Source organism: Streptomyces sp. NPDC002265 (genome assembly GCF_040296125.1).
Lineage (GTDB): Bacteria > Actinomycetota > Actinomycetes > Streptomycetales > Streptomycetaceae > Streptomyces.
In genome coordinates this window covers 1-20658 of record NZ_JBEOWS010000164.1, presented here as the reverse complement: position 1 = coordinate 20658, position 20658 = coordinate 1, and the positions used below count along the sequence as shown (strand labels likewise).

At 70.8% G+C, this 20658-nt stretch carries 19 protein-coding genes and 1 pseudogene; 4 read left to right on the top strand and 16 right to left on the bottom strand.

Annotation, left to right across the window (positions count from 1 at the left end):
• The 11 genes from ABT085_RS26235 to uvrC form a co-directional block, all read right to left on the bottom strand.
• Positions 1 to 488 (bottom strand): phosphoglucose isomerase-related protein (locus tag ABT085_RS26235; RefSeq protein ID WP_502982807.1); only part of this gene is annotated, 488 nt, incomplete at its 3' end.
• Between the two features lie 200 nt (positions 489 to 688).
• A complete protein-coding gene (locus tag ABT085_RS26230) occupies positions 689 to 976 on the bottom strand; it encodes an RNA polymerase-binding protein RbpA (RefSeq protein ID WP_037668570.1) in 288 nt (95 codons plus the stop codon).
• A 257-nt stretch (positions 977 to 1233) separates the two neighbouring features.
• Positions 1234 to 1470, bottom strand: coding sequence for a preprotein translocase subunit SecG (gene secG, locus ABT085_RS26225; protein WP_351612652.1), 237 nt, complete (start codon positions 1468 to 1470; stop codon positions 1234 to 1236).
• Between the two features lie 135 nt (positions 1471 to 1605).
• Complete coding sequence (gene tpiA, locus ABT085_RS26220; protein WP_351612650.1) at positions 1606 to 2382, bottom strand: triose-phosphate isomerase; 777 nt, start codon at positions 2380 to 2382, stop codon at positions 1606 to 1608.
• Positions 2383 to 2388: 6 nt separating this feature from the next.
• Positions 2389 to 3600: a phosphoglycerate kinase gene (locus tag ABT085_RS26215; RefSeq protein ID WP_351612647.1), complete on the bottom strand. Its 1212-nt coding sequence runs from the start codon at positions 3598 to 3600 to the stop codon at positions 2389 to 2391.
• A gap of 124 nt (positions 3601 to 3724) precedes the next feature.
• Positions 3725 to 4735, bottom strand: a complete 1011-nt coding sequence (gene gap / locus ABT085_RS26210; protein WP_351612645.1) for a type I glyceraldehyde-3-phosphate dehydrogenase — start codon at positions 4733 to 4735, stop codon at positions 3725 to 3727.
• Positions 4736 to 4925: 190 nt separating this feature from the next.
• The gene (locus tag ABT085_RS26205) at positions 4926 to 7883 is read right to left on the bottom strand and encodes a M14 family metallopeptidase (RefSeq protein ID WP_351612642.1); all 2958 of its coding nucleotides are present in this window, start codon (positions 7881 to 7883) and stop codon (positions 4926 to 4928) included.
• A gap of 147 nt (positions 7884 to 8030) precedes the next feature.
• Positions 8031 to 9020 carry a DNA-binding protein WhiA gene (whiA, locus tag ABT085_RS26200; protein ID WP_152889933.1) on the bottom strand — a complete coding sequence of 330 codons (990 nt, stop codon included), beginning with the start codon at positions 9018 to 9020 and terminating at the stop codon, positions 8031 to 8033.
• A complete protein-coding gene (locus tag ABT085_RS26195) occupies positions 9011 to 10078 on the bottom strand; it encodes a gluconeogenesis factor YvcK family protein (protein ID WP_351612638.1) in 1068 nt (355 codons plus the stop codon). Before ABT085_RS26195 ends, whiA begins: the two co-directional genes overlap by 10 nt.
• Complete coding sequence (rapZ, locus tag ABT085_RS26190) at positions 10075 to 11166, bottom strand: RNase adapter RapZ (protein WP_351612635.1); 1092 nt, start codon at positions 11164 to 11166, stop codon at positions 10075 to 10077. The genes ABT085_RS26195 and rapZ overlap by 4 nt, the downstream gene beginning before the upstream one ends.
• Positions 11163 to 13286, bottom strand: coding sequence for an excinuclease ABC subunit UvrC (gene uvrC / locus ABT085_RS26185; protein ID WP_351612634.1), 2124 nt, complete (start codon positions 13284 to 13286; stop codon positions 11163 to 11165). Before uvrC ends, rapZ begins: the two co-directional genes overlap by 4 nt.
• A gap of 428 nt (positions 13287 to 13714) precedes the next feature.
• Here uvrC and ABT085_RS26180 point away from each other — a divergent pair, with 428 nt between their 5' ends.
• Positions 13715 to 14674, top strand: coding sequence for a hypothetical protein (locus ABT085_RS26180; RefSeq protein WP_351612627.1), 960 nt, complete (start codon positions 13715 to 13717; stop codon positions 14672 to 14674).
• 26 nt (positions 14675 to 14700) lie between these two features.
• Here the strand turns inward: ABT085_RS26180 and ABT085_RS26175 are convergent, their stop codons facing one another.
• Complete coding sequence (locus tag ABT085_RS26175; RefSeq protein ID WP_351612625.1) at positions 14701 to 15120, bottom strand: Rieske (2Fe-2S) protein; 420 nt, start codon at positions 15118 to 15120, stop codon at positions 14701 to 14703.
• A 235-nt stretch (positions 15121 to 15355) separates the two neighbouring features.
• On the opposite strand from ABT085_RS26175, the pseudogene ABT085_RS26170 reads away from it, so the two are divergent.
• Positions 15356 to 16081 (top strand): annotated as a pseudogene (locus tag ABT085_RS26170) (carbohydrate kinase family protein); the annotation flags it as partial.
• Between the two features lie 613 nt (positions 16082 to 16694).
• Here the strand turns inward: ABT085_RS26170 and ABT085_RS26165 are convergent.
• From ABT085_RS26165 to ABT085_RS26150, 4 genes are all read right to left on the bottom strand, one after another.
• A complete protein-coding gene (locus ABT085_RS26165; RefSeq protein WP_351612622.1) occupies positions 16695 to 17102 on the bottom strand; it encodes an SsgA family sporulation/cell division regulator in 408 nt (135 codons plus the stop codon).
• An 83-nt stretch (positions 17103 to 17185) separates the two neighbouring features.
• Positions 17186 to 17578, bottom strand: coding sequence for a hypothetical protein (locus ABT085_RS26160; protein WP_351612619.1), 393 nt, complete (start codon positions 17576 to 17578; stop codon positions 17186 to 17188).
• A gap of 64 nt (positions 17579 to 17642) precedes the next feature.
• The gene (locus ABT085_RS26155) at positions 17643 to 18335 is read right to left on the bottom strand and encodes a hypothetical protein (protein ID WP_351612616.1); all 693 of its coding nucleotides are present in this window, start codon (positions 18333 to 18335) and stop codon (positions 17643 to 17645) included.
• 262 nt (positions 18336 to 18597) lie between these two features.
• Entirely contained in the window at positions 18598 to 19602 is a 1005-nt protein-coding gene (locus ABT085_RS26150; protein ID WP_351612613.1) for a DUF932 domain-containing protein, read from the bottom strand.
• A 444-nt stretch (positions 19603 to 20046) separates the two neighbouring features.
• Between ABT085_RS26150 and ABT085_RS26145 the strand changes: the two genes are divergently transcribed.
• Positions 20047 to 20394, top strand: coding sequence for a hypothetical protein (locus ABT085_RS26145; RefSeq protein ID WP_351612610.1), 348 nt, complete (start codon positions 20047 to 20049; stop codon positions 20392 to 20394).
• The gene (locus tag ABT085_RS26140) at positions 20391 to 20621 is read left to right on the top strand and encodes a hypothetical protein (RefSeq protein ID WP_351612607.1); all 231 of its coding nucleotides are present in this window, start codon (positions 20391 to 20393) and stop codon (positions 20619 to 20621) included. The genes ABT085_RS26145 and ABT085_RS26140 overlap by 4 nt, the downstream gene beginning before the upstream one ends.
• Positions 20622 to 20658: the final 37 nt, after the last annotated feature.

The window sequence follows — 20658 nt, the reverse complement described above, 5'->3', positions numbered from 1 at the left end:
CCGAGGTCGGAGCCGCCGATGCCGATGTTGACGACGTTCTTGATGCGCCGGCCGGTGTGGCCGGTCCACTCGCCGGAGCGGATCCGGTCGGCGAACGCGGCCATCCGGTCGAGGACGGCGTGCACACCGGGCACGACGTTCTCGCCGTCGACCTCGACCACCGCGTCCCGGGGGGCGCGCAGCGCGGTGTGCAGGACCGCCCGGTCCTCGGTGGTGTTGATCTTCTCGCCGCGGAACATCGCGTCCCGCAGCCCGAACACGCCGGTGGCGGCGGCCAGCTCGCGCAGCAGCCGCAGCGTCTCGTCGGTGACGAGGTGCTTGGAGTAGTCGATGTAAAGGTCACCGACCTGGAGCGTGTAGCCGCTTCCCCGGCCGGGGTCACCGGCGAACAGCTCCCGCAGACCGGTGTCGGCGAGCTCCTCGCGGTGCTTGGCCAGAGCGGTCCACTCGGGCGTCTGATTGAGCCTGGAACGGCCGTCTGCGTTCATATCCGACTTCAGCCTTCTTTCCTGCCTGTCCCGCTGCGTACCTTGCCCCGCTGCCGCATCCAACCTAATTGATCAGTTGAGCGGCGGCGCAACTACAGGTACGTCCGGCTGACGTGTTGGTGTCAGCACGGTGCGATGACAGGACGGAGAAGACATCGGGTCCGGCCGGACACCTTGCGATGTCCGACCGGACCCGGTCGTCAGATCTCGCCCCGCAGCTTGGCGAGCGCCTCGGCGAGGATCGCCTCGCCGTCCGCGTCGCTGCGCCGCTCCCGCACATACGCCAGATGCGTCTTGTAGGGCTCGGTGCGCGGCGGGTCCGGGGGGTTGTCCCGGTCCTGGCCGGCCGGGAAGCCGCAGCGCGGGCAGTCCCAGTTGTCGGGCACCTGTGCGTCACTGGCGAAGCTGGGCTGCGTCTCGTGCCCGTTGGAGCACCAGAAGGAGATGCGCAGCCGCGGCGCTGACTCGCCGCGTTCGGCCTCGCCCATCGGCCCCGCCCCGACCCGGCTTCCTCGGATCGCGTTGCCACTTGCCACGGTGTAACTCCCTGCGTGATGGTGCCGCGAAGCGAGTCGGCGTTTCGCCTCACTGCGAGCGCCTCAGTCTACGTAAGGCCCAACGCGCGTCCAGTGATTGGAGTTACCGCCCCCACACCTAGACGCAAGCCCCATGATAGGCCGCGCTCAGCGGCGCGTACCGAACATGGGGCGTTACGCACGAAACGCGCTCGCGCGCACTCCGTCGATCAGCTGTTGCCCTTCATCAGGATGCCGAGCACGATGATGGACGCGAACCAGAGCACACCGATCACCACGGTGATGCGGTCGAGGTTGCGCTCGGCGACCGAGGAGCCGCCGACGGACGACTGCATGCCGCCACCGAACATGTCGGAGAGGCCGCCGCCCTTCCCCTTGTGCATCAGCACCAGCAGCATCAGCAGCAGGCTGAAGACGATCAGGGCGATCGAGAACCCCAAAACCACGGCTGGACCAACTTCCTCGGAACTGGATGGACGACGGGGGCCGGACTCGTGAAGGAGTCCCGGCCCCCGCAAGGGTACGACGGATCGCCGCTAGCGCCTACTCACCGGCCGATCCACTGCCGGCCGGTGGCCGGTTCACTGGTCGCGGAAGCGGACGATCTTGACGAACTCGTCGACGTCCAGCGAGGCACCTCCGACCAGGGCGCCGTCGATGTCGGCCTGCGCCATGATCTCGGCGACGTTGCCCGACTTCACGGAGCCGCCGTACTGGATGCGGACCTTGTCGGCCAGCTCCTGCGAGTACAGCTCGGCGAGCTTGCCGCGGATGGCCGCGCAGACCTCCTGCGCGTCCTGCGCACCGCAGACCTTGCCGGTGCCGATCGCCCAGACCGGCTCGTAGGCGATCACGACGGACTCGGCCTGCTCGGCCGGGAGGTCCTTCAGACCGCCCTCGACCTGCGCGAGGGTGTGGGTGACGTGGTTGTCCGCCTCGCGGACGTCGAGCTCCTCGCCGACGCACAGGATGGGGGTCAGGCCGTGCTTGTAGGCGGCCTTGACCTTGGCGTTCACGATCTCGTCGGTCTCGTGGTGGTACTGGCGGCGCTCGGAGTGACCGATGGCCACGTACGTGCACTTCAGCTTGGCCAGCATCGAGCCGGAGATCTCGCCGGTGTAGGCGCCGGAGTCGTGCGCCGAGAGGTCCTGGGCACCGTACTTGATCTTGAGCTTGTCGCCGTCGACCAGCGTCTGCACCGAGCGCAGGTCGGTGAACGGCGGCAGGACGGTGACCTCGACGGCGTCGTAGTCCTTGTCGGCGAGGGCGAAGGCGAGCTTCTGGACGTGGGCGATGGCCTCGAGGTGGTTGAGGTTCATCTTCCAGTTGCCCGCCATCAGCGGCGTGCGAGTGGTCATACGGGGTCAGTCCTCCAGTGCGGCGAGGCCGGGGAGCGTCTTGCCCTCGAGGTATTCGAGGGAGGCGCCACCACCGGTCGAGATGTGGCCGAATGCGTTCTCGTCGAAACCGAGGGTGCGCACCGCGGCGGCGGAGTCGCCGCCGCCGACGACGGTGAAGCCCTTGGAGTCGACCAGGGCCTGGGCGACCGCCTTGGTGCCCTCGGCGTAGTCGGGGTGTTCGAAGACGCCCATGGGACCGTTCCAGAACACGGTCTCGGCGTCGGCGAGCCTGGCTGCGTACAGGGCGCCGGTCTTCGGGCCGATGTCCAGGCCCAGCTGGCCCTCGGGCATCGCGTCCGCGCCGACGGCGGTGTGCTCGGTGGCGGCCTTGGCCTTCAGGTCCGGGAATCCCGGGGAGACCACGACGTCGACCGGGAGCACCAGCTCGACGCCCTGCTTCTCGGCGCGCTCCATGTACTCGGTGACGGCCGGGAGCTGGTCCTCCTGGAGCAGCGAGGTGCCGACCTCGTAGCCCTTGGCCTTGAGGAAGGTGAAGGCCATGCCGCCGCCGATCAGGATGCGGTCGGCCTTGCCGAGCAGCTGGTCGATGACGGCGAGCTTGTCGGAGACCTTGGAGCCGCCGAGCGCGACGACGTAGGGGCGCGCGACGTCCTCGGTGAGCTTCTTCAGGACGCCGACCTCGGTGGCGATGAGGTAGCCGGCGTAGTGCGGCAGACGGGCCGGCAGGTCGTACACGGAGGCGTGCTTGCGGTGCACGGCGCCGAAGCCGTCGCCGACGTAGACGTCGGCCAGGGCGGCGAGCCGGTCTGCGAACTCGCCGCGCTCGGCGTCGTCCTTGGAGGTCTCACCGGCGTTGAAGCGCAGGTTCTCGATGACCGCGACCTGGCCGGGCTGGAGGCCGTCCACGGCGTCGTGGGCGGCGGGGCCGACGGTGTCCTGCGCGAACGCGACCGGGGCGCCGAGGAGTTCGGCGAGCCGCTCGGCGGCGGGCAGCAGGGAGAAGGCGGGGTCCGGGGCGCCCTTGGGGCGGCCCAGGTGCGAGGCCACGATCACCTTGGCGCCCGCCTGCGCGAGGGCCTTGACGGTGGGCAGGACGGCGCGGATGCGGCCGTCGTCGGTGATCACGCCGTCGGCCAGCGGCACGTTGAGGTCGGCGCGGACGAAGACCCGCTTGCCGTCCACGCCGGAGGCGAGAAGTTCGTCGATCGTCTTCATGTAGGGGACTCCCGAGAGGGCTCGTGTTCGGAAGAGGGTTGATCTGCACGCGAGTCAGGGCTCGGACAGCGCGCCTGTGCGCTGCCCGAGCCCTGCACTCACATCGAAGTGTCTGATCCGGTGATCAGAGCTGGTCGCCGACGAAGACCGTCAGGTCGACGAGGCGGTTGGAGTAGCCCCACTCGTTGTCGTACCAGCCGAGGATCTTCACCGTGTTGCCCTCCTGGACCATGGTCAGGGAGGAGTCGAAGGTGCAGGAGGCCGGGTCGCTGACGATGTCCGAGGAGACGATCGGGTCCTCGGTGTACGCCAGGAAGCCCTTGAGGTCGCCGTCCTCGGAGGCCTTCTTGAACGCGGCGTTGACCTCGTCGCGGGTGACCTCGCGCTGGAGCGTCACGACCAGGTCGGTGGCCGAGCCGGTCGGGACCGGGACGCGCATGGCGATGCCGTCGAGCTTGCCCTTGAGCTGGGGCAGGACCAGGGCGGTGGCCTTGGCGGCACCCGTCGTGGTCGGGATGATGTTCTCGGCGGCGGCGCGGGCGCGACGCAGGTCCGAGTGCGGGAAGTCCAGGATGCGCTGGTCGTTGGTGTACGCGTGAACCGTCGTCATCAGGCCCTTGACGATGCCGAAGTTCTCGTCGAGAACCTTGGCCATCGGCGCCACACAGTTGGTGGTGCAGGAGGCGTTGGAGATGATGTTGTGGTTCGCCGGGTCGTACTGGTCCTGGTTGACGCCCATCACGATGGTGATGTCCTCGTCCTTGGCCGGAGCCGAGATGAGGACCTTCTTGGCGCCGCCGGCCAGGTGCTTCTCGGCGTCGGCCTTCTTCGTGAAGATGCCCGTCGACTCGATGACGATGTCGACACCGAGCTCGCCCCACGGGATGTCGGCGGGGTTGCGCTCGGACAGGACCTTGATGGTGTGGCCGTCGACGGTGATCGTGTCGGCGGTGTGCGACACCTCGGCCTTCAGACGGCCGAGGATGGTGTCGTACTTGAGCAGGTGCGCGGTCGTCGCGGTGTCACCCAGGTCGTTGACAGCCACGATCTCGATGTCAGCACCCTGCTCCAGCAGCGCGCGGAAGTAGTTACGACCGATGCGGCCAAAGCCGTTGATGCCTACGCGGATCGTCACGAACCGATCTCCTCGTTGGTACGCCGGTTGCGACACCGGCGAGCTAAATGGGATGTCCCCGACCGCCTACGACCCTACCCCTCGGAGACCCCCGGAGTGACATTGAGTCGCCGCATACGCGGCGAGGCGGTCCGTACCCGCCAGTAGGGGTACGGACCGCCCGCTCCGATCATGCGATCGTCACCCGAAGTTACCCTCCGAGTGCCTTGAGCGCCTTGCCGATCAGGGCCGTACGGTCGGCCGCCGCGGTGACGTGTTCCAGGCCGAAACCGAGCAGCACGGTGTCGTGGGTGGTGACCGCTCCATATGTGCGGAACAGCGCTCCGGTGCGCGCCCAGTCCTTGAGGACGGCGGGACTGCCCGCCGGCGGCCCGGTGACCTGCCAGGCACCCAGGGACGTCTCGAAGCCCTCGGTCTGGGTGGCCGTGCCGCCGACGACGAGCGCCAGGTCGTCGGCGAGGACGCCGTGGCCGCCGCTGCCCGGGTCGGTGACATAGGCGAGGGAGACCTCGACGGACTTGCCGGCGTACGCGCTCAGGTCGAAGTCGACCTGCTGCCAGCCGGCGGAGGCACCGGTGAAGGCGTTCCAGGAGCCGCTGCTGCCGGTGGCGGTGCAGCCGCTCGACGTCAGCGTCAGATAGTGCTTCAGCCAGGGGTGTTCACCGATGTAGAAGCCCGCGCCGCACTCCGCCGGGACCGCGGTGCCGGTGGCGCCGCCCGCCTCGGGCAGCGTCGTCCAGTCCTCGCCGCCCACCGTGTGCGCCTCGACGACGGCGTTGTCGTAGCCCGGTTCGGTGTCCCACAGCAGCCGGCCGTGCAGGGTGGGCTTGTCGGCGGCGGTGACGCCGGTGAGGTCGATGGTGCGGGTGAGGCGCTTGTAGGCGTCGTCGGTGTGCACCGCGGCCGCCATGGCGGAACCGCTGTACGGCCCGTACGGGTTGACGGTGCCGGCGAACTGGCCCGCGCCCGCGCTCGCGAACTGCGGGTAGCCGGCCGTGGGCAGCTCGTCGGAGGTGACCCCGTAGGTGCCCGCCCGGTCGAGCGGGTTGCCGGCCGCGGGGCCGAGCGCGCCCCCGGCGCCGGCGAGGGCCCCGGAGCCGTTGAAGCCGGTGGCTCCGGGCGTCGACGTACGCGAGTAGGCGCCCAGGTAGTACTGGCTGAAGTCGTTCGAGAGCGTGCCGTCGCCGAGGTCCACGCTGCCGCCGGCCTGCTCGCCCGCCTCGATCAGTCTGCCGCCCTCGTTGAGGTAGGCGCGCAGCTGGAGCTGGGTGGGGTTGCCCGGCCGTCCCGCGCCCGTGTAGTGGACGACCGTGCGGAAGTGGTCGAGCACGCCGAGCGCGTCGGGGGCGCCCTGGTTGGCGACGTCCCAGACGACCGCCTTGCGGCCGTTGGCCTTCAGCGCGTCCACGTACGTCTGAGCCTGTACCGCGCTCGCGCCTTCCTCGGCGACGACGAGGGTGTCGGCCTTGGCCCGTTCGGCGACGGTGTACGTGAAGTGCTCGCCGGCGGTGGGTTTCCCGTTCCGGGCCCTGCCGGTGAACCACACCTCGACCTTGTCGCCCGGTGCGGCGCCCCGGACCTTGGCGCGGTACTCGTCGAAGTAGAGGTTGTCGTTCCCGCCGTAGGTCTCGCCGCCCTTCCAGGGCCGGAGCGCCTGGTCGTGGGTACGGCCGCCGTTGACGCGGTACCTGAGCTCCTTGTCGCGGACCGACCTGCGCACGACGACCGAGACCTCCTGGTCGGCGCCGCGCGCGTACGAGGTCGGGAAAGCCGCCGGGGTGAAGTCGGCGGCGGTCAGGCCGACCGGGGACGAGGGCCGGTCGGGATGGGCCGCGGTCTCGGCGACGGACAGCGCGAACGGGACGTTCTTGGCGAACTCCTGCTGGATCAGCTTCTCGTCGTCCGGGAAGTTGAACCCCGACTGGCAGTCGGAGGCGTTCCAGGTGTCGTTCGGGTCCAGGTTCGAGGCGGTCTGACAGGTCGACATCTCGGGGGTGAACATCGCCATGCCGTTGACGTTGCCCGCGTGCCCGTCCGCCTCGCCGTTGGTGGTGTAGAGCTCCGAGGAGACCTGCGGGTGGTAGCCCGGGATCGCGGAGTTCTCGGGGGTGCCGGCCAGCGCCTTGTACAGGACGTCGTCCGGGGTCGGCGTGGCGACCTGCCAGCCGACGCCGTAGAGGAGCAGTTCGGCGGCGGAGTGGTAGTTGATGCCGTACGTGAAGCCGATCCGCTTCTCGAACGCGTCGAGCGCCTTGGTCTCGGGCTCGGAGGCCGGGGCCGCGCCGCGGTAGGTCTCGCTGGTGGGGTTGGGGGACGAGCCCTCGTCGTCGTAGCCCCACTTGTAGGCGAAGTTGCGGTTGAGGTCGACGCCGTCGCCGGTACTGATGACGCCGTCGCCGTTGACGTCCCGCAGGTTCTTGCGCCACAGGCGGGTGTCGCTGCTCTGGAAGGTGTAGTCGTAGCCGTCGGGGTTGGCCGACAGCACGAACCACAGCTCGGTGGAGTCGACGATCTTCCTGACCCGCTGGTCGGTCCTGTAGTTGTCCAGGTAGTAGTGCAGCAGCCGCCTGGTCATCTCCGGCGTGATCCACTCGCGGGCGTGCTGGTTGGACATGTACAGCACGGAGGGCTTGGAGCCGTCCCGGGACTTCTTGGCGCCCTTGGTCAGTTTGAGCGCGAGGATGTCCTGGCCGTCGACCGTCTTTCCGATGGAGACGACCTTGGTGAGGCCGGGGTTCTCCTGGCCGGTCCTGACGATCTCCTCCTTCAGGCCGCCGCTGCCGCTGTACGGGCGGAACACGTGCTCGGCGGCGGCCGCGACGCGGTTCTCCGCCTTGGCCGAGAGGGTGTGCTCGGTGAGGTCGACGCCCTGCCGCTCCAGCTTCCGTGCCTGGTCGTCGGTGAGGTAGACCTCGACGTCGGCCGTGCCCTGGTCGGGTGTTTGTCCGGCGAGCTCCTGGCCGTCCTGTCCGGCGGCCAGCAGCAGGGGTAACTGCTGCTTGGTGATCTCGGCGCGGTACACCTTGACCTCGTCCGGTCCGGACGTGGGCGCCGGGTGTCCGCTCTGTGCCTGGGCGATGGGTGCGATGCTCGCTCCGCCGATCAGGAGCGCGCCGACAGCGAGGATCGATCTCGCTCTGTGTCTCATGAACCCCCCTAGCAGTGGTCCGCCACGACGACGAACACCTGCCAGGCTCATGACACTTCATGATCCAGTCAAGAGTGCATCAAAGACGGACAAACGCCGGTGCCCGGGCCCCTAGGGCGGGGCACCGGCGTGTCGGCCGCGGCCGGATCAGCCGACCAGGTTGTCGGCCAGGTCCTCGGAGATGTTGGCCTCGGTACCCGGGATGCCCAGATCGGAGGCCCGCTTGTCGGCCATCGCCAGCAGCCGGCGGATCCGGCCGGCGACCGCGTCCTTGGTCAGCGGCGGGTCGGCGAGCGCGCCCAGCTCCTCCAGGGAGGCCTGCTTGTGCTCCATGCGCAGCCGGCCCGCGGCCGCCAGGTGCTCGGGCACCTCGTCGGCGAGGATCTCCAGGGCACGCTGGACGCGGGCGCCCGCGGCGACGGCCGCACGGGCCGAGCGGCGCAGGTTGGCGTCGTCGAAGTTGGCCAGGCGGTTCGCCGTGGCGCGCACCTCGCGGCGCATCCGGCGCTCCTCCCAGGCCAGCACGGACTCGTGCGCACCGAGCCGGGTGAGCAGCGCGCCGATCGCGTCGCCGTCCCGGACGACGACCCGGTCCACCCCGCGGACCTCGCGGGCCTTCGCCGCGATGGACAGCCTGCGGGCGGCGCCGACCAGGGCGAGGGCGGCCTCCGGACCCGGGCAGGTCACCTCCAGGGACGACGAGCGGCCGGGTTCGGTCAGCGAGCCGTGCGCCAGGAACGCCCCGCGCCAGGCCGCCTCGGCGTCACAGGTGGCCCCGGAGACCACCTGCGGGGGAAGCCCGCGGATCGGACGGCCGCGGCCGTCCACCAGGCCGGTCTGCCGGGCCAGCTGGTCGCCGCCCGCGACCACCCGCACCACGTAGCGCGAGCCGCGGCGCAGGCCGCCCGGCGCCATCACGATCAGCTCGGAAGTGTGGCCGAAGATCTCCAGGACGTCGCGCTTGAGCCGACGGGCCGCCATCGCGGTGTCCAGCTCCGCCTCGATCACAATGCGCCCGCTCACCAGGTGAAGGCCGCCGGCGAACCGCAGGATGGCGGAGACCTCCGCCTTTCTGCAGCAGGTCCGGGTGACGGGGAGCCGGGAGATCTCATCCTTCACCGCTGCCGTCATCGCCATGGGCCGATCCTTCCATGCATCCGAAAAATACGGTCGTACGCGGCGGCGAGGAGCTCCGGGTCGTGCCGCGAAGTCCCATCGGCCCGGGCCACCGGCGCCAGCTCGACCGCGGCCCCGAACCGGTTGGCGGCTTCGGTCAGCGAGTCGCGGTCGGGCACGGCGGCCTCGTCGGCCAGCACCACGTCCAGGGCGAGTTTAGGGGCGTGTCGTCCCAAAACCTCCAAATGACGCTGCGGGGAGAACCCTTCGGTTTCTCCGGGCTGCGGTGCGAGGTTCAGGGAGAGTACCCGGCGCGCCTTGGTCTGCGTGAGCGCGTCCAGCAGTTCCGGCACCAGCAGGTGCGGGATGACCGAGGAGAACCAGGAGCCGGGGCCGAGCACCACCCAGTCCGCGTCCAGGACCGCGGCGACGGCCTCGGGCACGGCGGGCGGGTCGTTCGGCACGAGGTGCACGGACTGCACCTCGCCGGGCGTGAGGGCGACCGTCGCCTGGCCGCGCACGGTGTCCATGTCTTCGGGCCGGTCCGGGTCGTGGCCGCGGACCAGGGCCTGGAGTTCCAGCGGCACGGCGGACATGGGCAGCACCCGCCCGTGCGCGCCGAGCAGCTTGCCGACCAGGTCCAGGGCCTGCACATGGTCGCCGAGCTGCTCCCACAGGGCGACGATCAGCAGATTGCCGACCGCGTGCTCGTGCAGGTCGCCCTTGGACTCGAAGCGGTGCTGGATGACACGGGCCCAGGTCTGGCCCCAGTCGTCGTCGCCGCACAGCGCGGCCAGCGCCTTGCGCAGGTCGCCGGGCGGCAGCACGCCCAGCTCGTCGCGCAGCCGTCCGCTGGAGCCGCCGTCGTCGGCCACGGTGACGACGGCGGTGAGGTCGCCGGTGATCCGGCGCAGCGCGGCGAGCGAGGCGGACAGGCCCATGCCGCCGCCGAGGGCGACGACCTTGGGCTGGGCGCCGCGGCGGCGGGGCTTGCCGCCGCGGGCCTCGACCGGCCGGTTCACGCGCCCGTCGGGTACCCCCCGGCGCAGTCGGCCCAGTCGCAGAGTTCGTGCCGTCATTCCCGTCCCATGTCCCGGTGTACGACCACCGTCTCCACACCCTCGGCCGCAAGGCGCGCGGCAAGTTTCTCCGACATCGCGACCGAACGGTGCTTCCCGCCCGTACAGCCGACCGCGATGGTCACATAACGCTTGCCCTCACGGCGATAGCCCGCGGCTACCAGTTGGAGGAGCTCCGCGTAGCGGTCGAGGAACTCCTTCGCGCCGGGCTGGTTGAAGACGTACGCCGCCACCTCCTCGTTGACCCCGGTGAAGGGGCGCAGCTCGGGGACCCAGTGCGGGTTGGGCAGGAAGCGCATGTCCACGACCAGGTCGGCGTCGACCGGGAGACCGTACTTGAAGCCGAAGGACATGACGGTGGCCCGCAGCTCGGGCTCCTCCTCGCCGGCGAACTGGGCGTCCATCTTGGCGCGCAGCTCGTGCACGTTCAGGCTGGAGGTGTCGATGACCAGGTCGGCGTCGCCGCGCAGCTCGCGCAGCAGCTCGCGCTCGGCGGCGATGCCGTCGACGATCCGGCCGTCGCCCTGGAGCGGGTGCGGGCGGCGCACCGACTCGAAGCGGCGCACCAGGGCGTCGTCCGAGGACTCCAGGAAGACGACCCGGTGCGTGACGCCCCGGACGTCGAGGTCGGCGAGGGACTCGCGGAGGTTGTCGAAGAAGCGGCGTCCGCGCACGTCGACGACGACCGCGATGCGGGCCACGTTGCCCTGTGAGCGGGCGCCGAGCTCCACCATGGTGGGGATCAGGGCCGGCGGGAGGTTGTCGACGACGAACCAGCCGAGGTCCTCCAGACACTTGGCGGCCGTCGAGCGTCCGGCCCCCGACATGCCGGAGATGATCACCAGCTCGGGGATGACCGCGTCCGGGTTCCCGGTCGGTGTGCTGTCCGTACTCACCTGTGCTCCGTCTTCATGGCGTGCGTCGTGCGGCCCGTCCTGCCCGGGTGCGTCCTGCTGGGGTGCATCCTGCCTGGTCGCATCCTGCTGGGGTGCGTCGTGCTGGGGTGCATCCTGCCTGGCGGAATTGTCGCTCGTCCTCGCGGGCGTGCGTTCTCGGTCCGCTGTGGGCTGCGTCTCGTGCTCGGTCATGGTTCCTGCCCCCGTCGTTCGTCGGAGACGCCCGCGGTCACGGGGTCCCCAGGAGCGTCCGCCGTCGTCTCGGGCGCCCCGGTCTCGTGGTCTTCTTCCATGATCTCTCCAGTGGCCGTGTTCACGGCGGGCGCGGCCGGAGCCGCCTGGGCGAGGGTCACGGCGATGGTCTCGGCCGTCTTGCGGCCTATGCCCTGAACCTCGCAGATCTCGTCGATGGTCGCGGAGCGCAGTTTCTTCACCGACCCGAAGTGCTTGATCAGTGCCTGCTTGCGGGTCTCGCCCAGGCCCGGGACGTCGTCCAGGGGGCCGGCCCGGAAGCGCTTGGCACGCTTGGTGCGCTGATAGGTGATCGCGAAGCGGTGGGCCTCGTCACGGACGCGCTGGAGCAGGTAGAGGCCCTCGCTGGTGCGGGGCAGGACGACCGGATCGTCCTGGTCCGGCAGCCAGACCTCCTCCAGGCGCTTGGCCAGGCCGCAGACGGCGATGTCGTCGATGCCGAGCTCGTCCAGGGCCCGCTTGGCCGCCGCGACCTGCGGCTGACCGCCGTCGACGACGACGAGCTGGGGCGGGTAGGCGAAGCGCTTGGGCCGCCCGTCCTCCTCGGTGAGGGGGTGCGACCCGTTCGTCCCACCGCCGACGCCACCGCCGACATCGCCGTCGCCGTCGCTCCCGCCGGCCTGTTCGCCGGCCGTGTCTTCGGCCCACTCCCCCGTCCGCTCCTTCTCCACGAGGTAGCGCCGGAACCGGCGGGTGATCACCTCGTGCATGGAGCGGACGTCGTCCTGGCCCTCGAAGCCCTTGATCTGGAAGCGGCGGTACTCGCCCTTGCGCTGCAGCCCGTCCTCGAAGACGACCATCGACGCGACCACGTCGTCACCCTGGAGGTGGGAGATGTCGTAGCACTCGATCCTGAGGGGCGCGCTGTCCAGTTCGAGGGCGTCCGCGATCTCCTCCAGGGCGCGTGAGCGCGTGGTCAGGTCGGAGGCCCGCTTGGTCTTGTGCAGGACGAGCGCCTGCTGGGCGTTGCGCTCGACCGTCTCCATCAGGGCCCGCTTGTCGCCGCGCTGCGGGATGCGCAGGGACACCTGGGAGCCACGGCGTCCGGTCAGCCACTCCTGCACGGGCTCCACCGGCTCGGGCAGGGCCGGTACGAGGACCTCCTTGGGGACGGCGTCCCCGCTCTCCTCGCCGTAGAGCTGCTGGAGCGCGTGCTCCACGAGAGCGCCGGTGGTGACCTCCTCCACCTTGTCGGTCACCCAGCCGCGCTGGCCGCGCACGCGCCCGCCGCGGACGTGGAAGATCTGGACCGCCGCCTCCAGCTCGTCCTCCGCGACCGCGATGAGGTCGGCGTCGGTCGCGTCCGCGAGCACGACCGCGTTCTTCTCCATGGCCTTTCTCAGGGCCTCGATGTCGTCGCGCAGGCGGGCGGCCCGCTCGTACTCCATCTCCTCGGCGGCCTCCGCCATCTGCCGTTCCAGACGGCGGAGGTAGGTGCCGGTGCGGCCGGTCATGAAGTCGCAGAAGTCCTCGGCCAGTTCGCGGTGCTCCTCGGCGGAGACACGTCCCACACAGGGCGCCGAACACTTGCCGATGTAGCCGAGCAGACAGGGGCGGCCGGTGCGGGAGGCGTTCTTGAAGACGCCCGCCGAGCAGGTGCGCACGGGGAAGACGCGCAGCAGCAGGTCGACGGTGTCGCGGATGGCCCACGCGTGCACATAGGGACCGAAGTAGCGCACGCCCTTCTTCTTGTGACCGCGCATCACCTGCACGCGCGGGAACTCCTCGTTCATCGTCACCGCGAGGTACGGGTAGCTCTTGTCGTCGCGGTACTTGACGTTGAACCGGGGGTCGTACTCCTTGATCCAGGAGTACTCCAGCTGGAGCGCCTCGACCTCCGTGGACACGACGGTCCACTCCACGGACGCGGCGGTGGTCACCATCGTCCGGGTGCGCGGGTGCAGTCCCGCCAGGTCCTGGAAGTAGTTCGCCAGGCGCTGGCGCAGGCTCTTCGCCTTGCCGACGTAGATCACCCGGCGGTGCTCGTCGCGGAACCTGTACACCCCGGGAGAGTCCGGGATCTGTCCCGGCTTGGGGCGGTAGCTGGAGGGATCGGCCATGTCTCACACCCTACTGGCGAGGGGCGACACTCCGGCGGGGCTGTGGACAACGTCGGCCGGGGTCCCGGTCGGGCGAGCGCCGCCAACCCGGTCACCCGGGGTCGCGTTGCAAGTACGCACAGTGCGAACACCGGGGACCGTACCGGCGGTGCGACCGGGCGCTCCACACCCCCTCGCGCACCCTCCTAGGGGCTCGTCACGGCCTGCTGCCGGGCCGCGACGGCACGGTGCGGACTCGGCCAGGAGTCCGCCGCTGTTGGGCTTCAGGTGTTGTCGGGACTTGGTCAACACGCTTCAATGCGGGGGAACTCGGGGCCGTGCACGACGGCGTACGGGCGTGACGACTCCCGACGCACGCCGGGCGGCCCCGGTTTCGCTCCCGCGAACGGTCTGACCAGCCGTTGTGACATTCACAGAAAGGCCCCTGCATGCCGCACGCCACACAGCACGCGGACGTCGCCGCCGACGTCGCCATCGCGGAACTGGACACGGCCCTGCGAGGCGGCCCCTTCCACGTCGCACTGCGGGCCGCGATCGCGGCCCGCGGACTGCCGCTGCAACGTGTACAGCACCATCTCTCCCGCTACGGCGTGAAGGTCGGCGTCACCAGCCTGAGCTACTGGCAGCAGGGCGCCCGCCGCCCGCAGCGCCCCGAGTCGCTGCGGGCGGTGCGGGCCCTGGAGGAGATACTGCAACTCCCGGACGAGTCCTTGATACGTCTGCTCGCCGAATCCGAGGACGGCACCCACGGCGACCGGCCCTCGTCCCGCTCCTACCGCTCCTTCGTCGCGGCTTCGGGAGTCCTCGAACATCTGCTGGCCGAACTGGAGTACCCCGTCGACAACGGACTGGACTCCCTGGGGCACCACGAACGGGTGCGGATCGGCGCGGGCGGCGAGCTCCTGGGGCGCGAGTCGCACCACATCGTGCGGGCCCACCGCGACGGCGTCGACCGCTTCGTGGCCGTCCACCACGGGGACCAGGGCTGCGCACCGGAGCGGATGACGGTGCGGGCCCTGGAGAACTGCCGCACGGGACGCGTCCGCCGGCATCACGACACCGGGGTGCTCGTGGCCGAGCTGCTCTTCGACACCCGGCTGCGCTCCGGTGACACGTTCCTCTTCCGCTACGCCGTCGAGGACGGTACGGCCGGAGCCTCCCGCGAGTACCTGCGCGAGTTCGGCATGGCGGGCGGACAGTACGCCCTGGAGGTGTGCTTCGACGCGCACACGCTGCCGGTGCGCTGCCATCGGTTCACCCAGCATTCCGCGGCGGCCCCGCGCAGCGGCCGCCAGGGGCTGGCGCTCAGTCCGCAGCACCGCTCGGTGCATCTCGTCGAGCCGCGGGTGCGGGCGGGACTCGTCGGCATCGGATGGGACTGGGAGTGAGCGCGAAGACCCGGCGCCTGCTGTGATCAGGCCGCGGGCCCCGCGACGATCCGGCCGTCCTTGACCTCGACTGTCAGCTCGGTCAGCGGCACGGTGGCCGGGGCGTGCACCACCTTGCCCGTCAGCGCGTCGAACCGGCTGCCGTGACAGGGGCAGACCAGGGTGGTCCCCTCCAGCTTGTTGATGGGGCACAACGCGTGCGTGCAGATCGTGCTGTACGCCTTGAGGGTGCCGTCCTCGCGCCGGCCGACCACCACGTTGTGGTCCCGGTACAGCTTGGCGCCGCCCGGGGCGATCTCGCTCTCCGCGCCGACCTGGACCGGTGCGGTCGGCACGGCGGGCGCGGCCTGCCCGGTCGCACAGGCGGCGAGACCGAACCCGGCGACGGGCGCGGCGGCCGCCCCTCGCAGAAGGGTGCGGCGGCTCGGGACGGGACGGCCGGGCATGAGGATCTCCACGGGTCGGGGGCGGTACCTTCCGACCCTAACGGAGGACATCGTTCCGGTCGGACGCGAGGCCGGGCCACCGCGCGGGACGCTCGCACAGGCGTTTTGCGCCGGGGGCCGGATGGGATACGTTCCCGGCTGCGTCGGCCGGCCGGAGCGGCCCGCCCGGCCGCAGCAGCACGTCCGGCCCCCACGGGCCGGGCGGCCCTCACCGCCGCGGAAAGGACCCGGACTCGTGATCGTCGTCGCCGGTGAGGCACTGATCGACCTGGTACCGCAGGGGCCCGGCGCCCTGGCGGGCCTGACACCGGTGCCGGGCGGTGGTCCCTACAACACCGCCGTGGCCCTCGGCCGCCTCGGCTCCCCCACGGCCTTCTGCTCCCGTATCTCCTACGACGCCTTCGGCGAGGCGCTGCTCGACGGGCTGCGCCGGGCAGAGGTGGACGTGTCGGCCGTGCAGCGCGGCACGGAGCCGACCACACTGGCCGCCGCGACGCTCGACGCGAGCGGCTCGGCCGCCTACTCCTTCTATGTCGAAGGCACCGCCGACCGGCTGTTCACGGCGCCGGACCGGCTGCCCGAAGGGACCCGGGCGGTGTCCTTCGGGACCTGTTCCCTGGTCCTCGAACCCGGCGCGAGCGCCTACGCGGAACTGCTGCGCTCCGCGTCCGGGCAGGGCATGTTCACCACCCTGGACCCGAACATCCGGCCGGGTCTGATTCCCGACGCGGACGCCTACCGGGCGCGGTTTCGGAGCTGGCTGCCGTCGGTCACGCTCCTCAAGCTGTCCGAGGACGACGCCCGTTGGCTCGGCGGCACCCCCGGCGAGTGGCTCGCGGCCGGTCCGTCGGCCGTCGTGGTCACGCGCGGCGCTGCCGGACTCACCGTCTTCACCCGGGACGGCGGGGAGTACTCCGTGCCGGGTGAGAAGGCCGACGTCGTGGACACCATCGGCGCCGGCGCACGCGCGCAGGATGGCGGTCAGCGTCTGGCGGGCCGGCTCGGGTGCGGGGCGGTCGTCGGTGTCGACCAAGGTCATCGGGTCCTGCCACCCCCAGGGCACGTCGGCGGAGTAGGCGAGTACGCGCACTGTGCTGCCCTGGTAGGCGCGGCCGCGGATGCGCACCAGCGGCTCGGCGGGCAACTGGCGAGCGCCGGCGGATCCGAGGGTGGCCCGGACGGCGTCGAAACGGTCCCACCGGGCAGGGCTGCTGGTCGCGGTCACGTGGACAGTTCCCGTGGCCGCGCCGGTGAGGGTGTAGCGCACGGCTCCGGTGGCGTCCGCTTCGGACGGGACGGCGCGGACGGTGCCGGACGGAGTGGCAATGGTCATCACAAGGCGTCTCCTCATAGGGCGTACGGGAATGAAGAGTTGACGGGCGACCCCGGCCCCTGCCGGGGCCGGGCCGGGGTCTCAGCCGGTGACGGACGGGTCCGGCAGCAACGGGGTGGGGTCGGTACGGGGAGGCGTTGAGCTGCTCGCGCAGGGCTGTACGGCGGCCTGCACGACGGCGGGCCAGCCGACGCGGCCCGGCGCGTTCCCGAGACGGTGTCGACGACTCGGTGGGGCTTTATCAGCTCTCCGCGAGGATGCGGGCGAGTTCGGCGTCGAGATCGAAGTGCTGATGTTCCGTGCCGGGTGGTACGGCAGCGTTCGTCTGGTTCAGGAAAGACTCCAGGGCCCGCACGGGGGCTTCGAGGAGTGCTTCTCCCTCTGGAGTACTCAGCACGATGCTCACGGTGCCTCGGTCAGAGCTGCGGGCCGGCCAGACGCGGACATCGCCGATACCGGTGGGCCGGTGCAGGCCTTCGGCGAGAAGGCCGCGGGCGAACACCCACTCCACGGCTTCCTCCGGCCCGGGGTGGAAGGTGGCGCGCACGGCGTAGGGATCGGCGCTGTCATAGCGCAGCTCGGCGGTCATGGGCAGGGAGGTATCGCTCGTCAGGATGTGGCGCAGGTGCACTTCGCGGCTGATCTTCATCGGTGCGAGGGCCCTTCGCTTGGGTGGCGCTCGGGATGCGCGAGCAGCGCGGGGTGTCCCGCGCTGTGGCGCGCGGGACTCGGTCAGACGACGAGGTGGTGGCGGCCCTGCTCGTCCAAGCGGTGCATGTCGGGCGCGGGCTCCCGGATGTGGCACCAGGTGCGCCCCGTGAAGTCCTCGGCGGTGTAGAAGTGCACCGTCCGGGCCCGATCGCTTCCGCCTGGCGTGGTGTACGCGGCGGCGTACCAGTAGCCGTTGATGTGGACCGCAACGGTGTCCGCGGGCCACTCGTGCGGGATCGGGGTCAGGTGCGCTCGGCGGGCGTGGTGCAAACGGCGGCCGGTGGTGAGGTCGACCGCCATGAAGTGGTCCCGCTCCTGTGGGCGGTGCTCGCCGAACTTGTCGTCCTGCTCCCAGCAGGCCTGGCAGTGTCCGAACCACATGCACGGCAGGAGGTACAGGGGGCGGTCGTGCATCTCGGCAACAGTGCCGTGGTAGGTGACGCGGCTCCCGATGAACAACCGGGGCCCGGGCGCGGTCTCAGACATGGCCGGCCTGCCAGGCCTTCGCGTTCCATGCGCGGGTCAGTTCGTCGGCGTACGCGACGTCGCGCGCGGCCTCGGCGTCCAGCGCGGCCACGACCAGGACGCTGCCCCGGATCTGTTCCGCGCGACGCTGGGCGGCTGCGGCCTGCTCCTGGCGCTCGGCCTCCTGCTCCGGCACGCGCTGAACGAGGTGGATCCGCTCGTCGCTGGTGAAGATCACGAGGTAGCGGCAGAAGTCCTCGATCCGCGACGGGCGGGCCGGGCCGGTCGTCGTGTCGGCCAGTGTCGCGCGGGCCTTGGCCAGCAGCTTCGCCACTTCCTCACTCGCCTTCACGCCCGTGTCCCGCTGGTGCTGGTTGCGGCCGTAGTAGACGCGGGCCTTGTCACGTACGGGGGCGAACTCCACCGGGGCGTAGATGCTGATCATCCGGCGGGCGTAGGCGTCGCGCTGGTCCCGCTCGGCCTGGGCGGCGCGCGCGGTGTCAGCCACCTTGCCCTGCGTCCAGCCCAGCGCAGTAGCAGCGCACGACGTGCCGTAGTACACGACGTCCTCGGCGGTACCGTCCTCGTTCCCGTCGGCGTCCAGCGGCATCAACGCAACCGTGCGCCTGAGTCCGCGGCGGCCGCAGCAACCGCACGCGTCGAAGTCGTCGACGATGCCTTTGATCTTCCACTTCCAGATGGGCATGAATGGCCTTCCAGGGGGCGGTGGGCGTCGAACCGCTGAACGTCCGCCGGCACGGACCGGGCGCAGCAAGCGGCGGACGTGATCGTGCGGGCTGCCCCGCAGACGCGTGCAGCCGCTACACGGCAGGGGCGGGCCGGGGAGCGCTCCGCGCTCCTGAGGCGGGGTGAGCCTTCGTGCTCGGGCGGGACGGTCTCTGCCGGCCTGTGAGGGGCCGGGCGGGCACCCGTGGGGGAGTACGAGCGCCCGCCCGGCGGTCAGGGGGTCAGACCGCGGTGAGGGCGAACGCCTTCTCCATCAGGTCGTTCGCCGCTCCGCTGATGACCCGCTCGGCGCGGGCGTCCGCCTTCTCGGCGGCGGTCTTGCCCCGGACCGGGGCGACGTGGTTCGCGTACTCGGTGAGCGCGTTGTATCCGGCCCACCGCGTGCCCCGGATACCGGCCTGGGTGTCGGCGTGCACGAACAGGTTCGAGATCGCCCCCCAGCGCCGGCGCTGGTTGGTCTTGGCGCGGGCGTGGTCGCTGTCCTTGACCGGCCACAGCTCGTCCACCACCGACTTCAGCTCGCTGAGCGTCATCTCGGCTTCGATCATGCGCTGCGCGGCCTGCTCGAACTCCTCGGCGTACCGGAAGGTCAGACCCAGGGCGGAACGGGCCTGCGCGATACGGGCCTTGGCTCCAGCGGTGTGCCGCACCACGAACGAAGAGCGGGCCCCGTGGATGGCCGCGCGCATCGTGTTCGCGCACACCACCCGGACCGGCGTCACCACGACGCGGAAGGCGCTGCCTCCGTCGTGGCTGTTGAACGCCGCGATGTACAGATCAACGTCGTCGTCACGGCCGATCGTGAGGGTCTGCGGCATCTTCATGGTCAGGAACACCTGACGGCCGTCCTTGAGCGATCCGGCGGTCTCGAAGTGCGCCCCGGACTCATCGGCCAGGAGGTTGAGGAACTCGGCGTGCTCCTCGTTCTGCACGGGGTGGTAGTCGCTGCCGACCACTCCGAGCGTCTGCGTGCGGCCGGTCCTCGGATGCGTCCGCGCGGTCGCGAAGTGCTGCGCGACCTCCAGCGGCGTGGTCCCGTCGGCCGTGATCTCGGTCGCGGTCAGGGGGAGGAGCCGCACGTTCCAGCCGGACAGAGACGCGATGCGCATGGCCTCCTCGGCGCTCAGCGCGCCGTCGGTGACGGTGCCGAGCTTGTGCCAGGCGCTCGTGTTGGCGGAGACGAAAGCGGCGGTGCCGTCGGTGAACTGCTCGATCTCGTGAGCCACTTGAGGCTTCCCTTCAGGTGACGAACGTTCGGCGGTGCCGGTCAGGGAGCCACCCTTTCTGGCATGTTCCATAATACTGTAATCGCGATCCGTTGCACCACCTCACGCACAAACTCCTGCGCCATCTCCTGCGCTATCCCTTGCCCTCGACCCACGCCCAGCCTCCCCAACACCCCACGTCAGGTGGCCTCTTACGCATGGTCGGCGGAACCGACATCCCCCTCAGCACACCCCCGCGCCCCTGTGATCAGGAAGAAAGAAGGTGAAAGGGAGCGGGCGGGGCGGAGTGAGCGCGCCGCCGGGGGATCGGGGCGCACTGGTGTCTGCTTGCGCGTCGGCGGGGCCGCGCGCGGGACGGGCCGACAAGCTGCCCGCCCACCCCCTGGCGGGTGATCTTGTGCGGGGGATCGTGACCGGGCGGGTGGGCAGTGGGGTTGATCGCGTATGCACCTGACTCGACGTCTGCTCACCACGGCGGTTGCCGTCGCCGCCGTCCTTGCGACCGCCCTGTCCGCTGCTCCGCCGACCACCGCCGCCGCGTCCGCGCCGTGCACGTCGACCTGGCAGGCAGTCCAGAAGGTGGCCGTGCGCATGCCGGCGTGGAACGAGGGACCGGTCGCGACGACGCGTTCGCCGATCGTGTGCTACCTGCGCCGGGGCGAGCGGGTGACGTCGTGCATCGTCGCCGTCGGCCGCAGCTCCTGGTCGCAGTACCGCGAGTGCGGCGGCGGGAGCCTGTGGCGCATCGTGCGCGGAGGCCAGGTGCCGGCCGGATGCCTGCGCCGGGCGTGAGCAGACAAGCCGATCCGGTGCACCACGACCAGGCCCTCGCGCTCACCCTCGCCGTGCTACTCCTGACCGGCAGCGCGCTGCTGATGTCCTGCTGGGTCGGCCCGCTCACCACGTTCACCGCCGTGGCCGTCCTCGTCGTCACTGCCTACGCCGCACCCGGCCTCGCCCGCCGCCTGGCCCTGCGCCGCGCCCGCCGCCAGCTCCTGCGTGTCCTGCCCGGCGCCTGAACGCCGCAACCCTGCCACAGCCCGAACGCGCCACGGC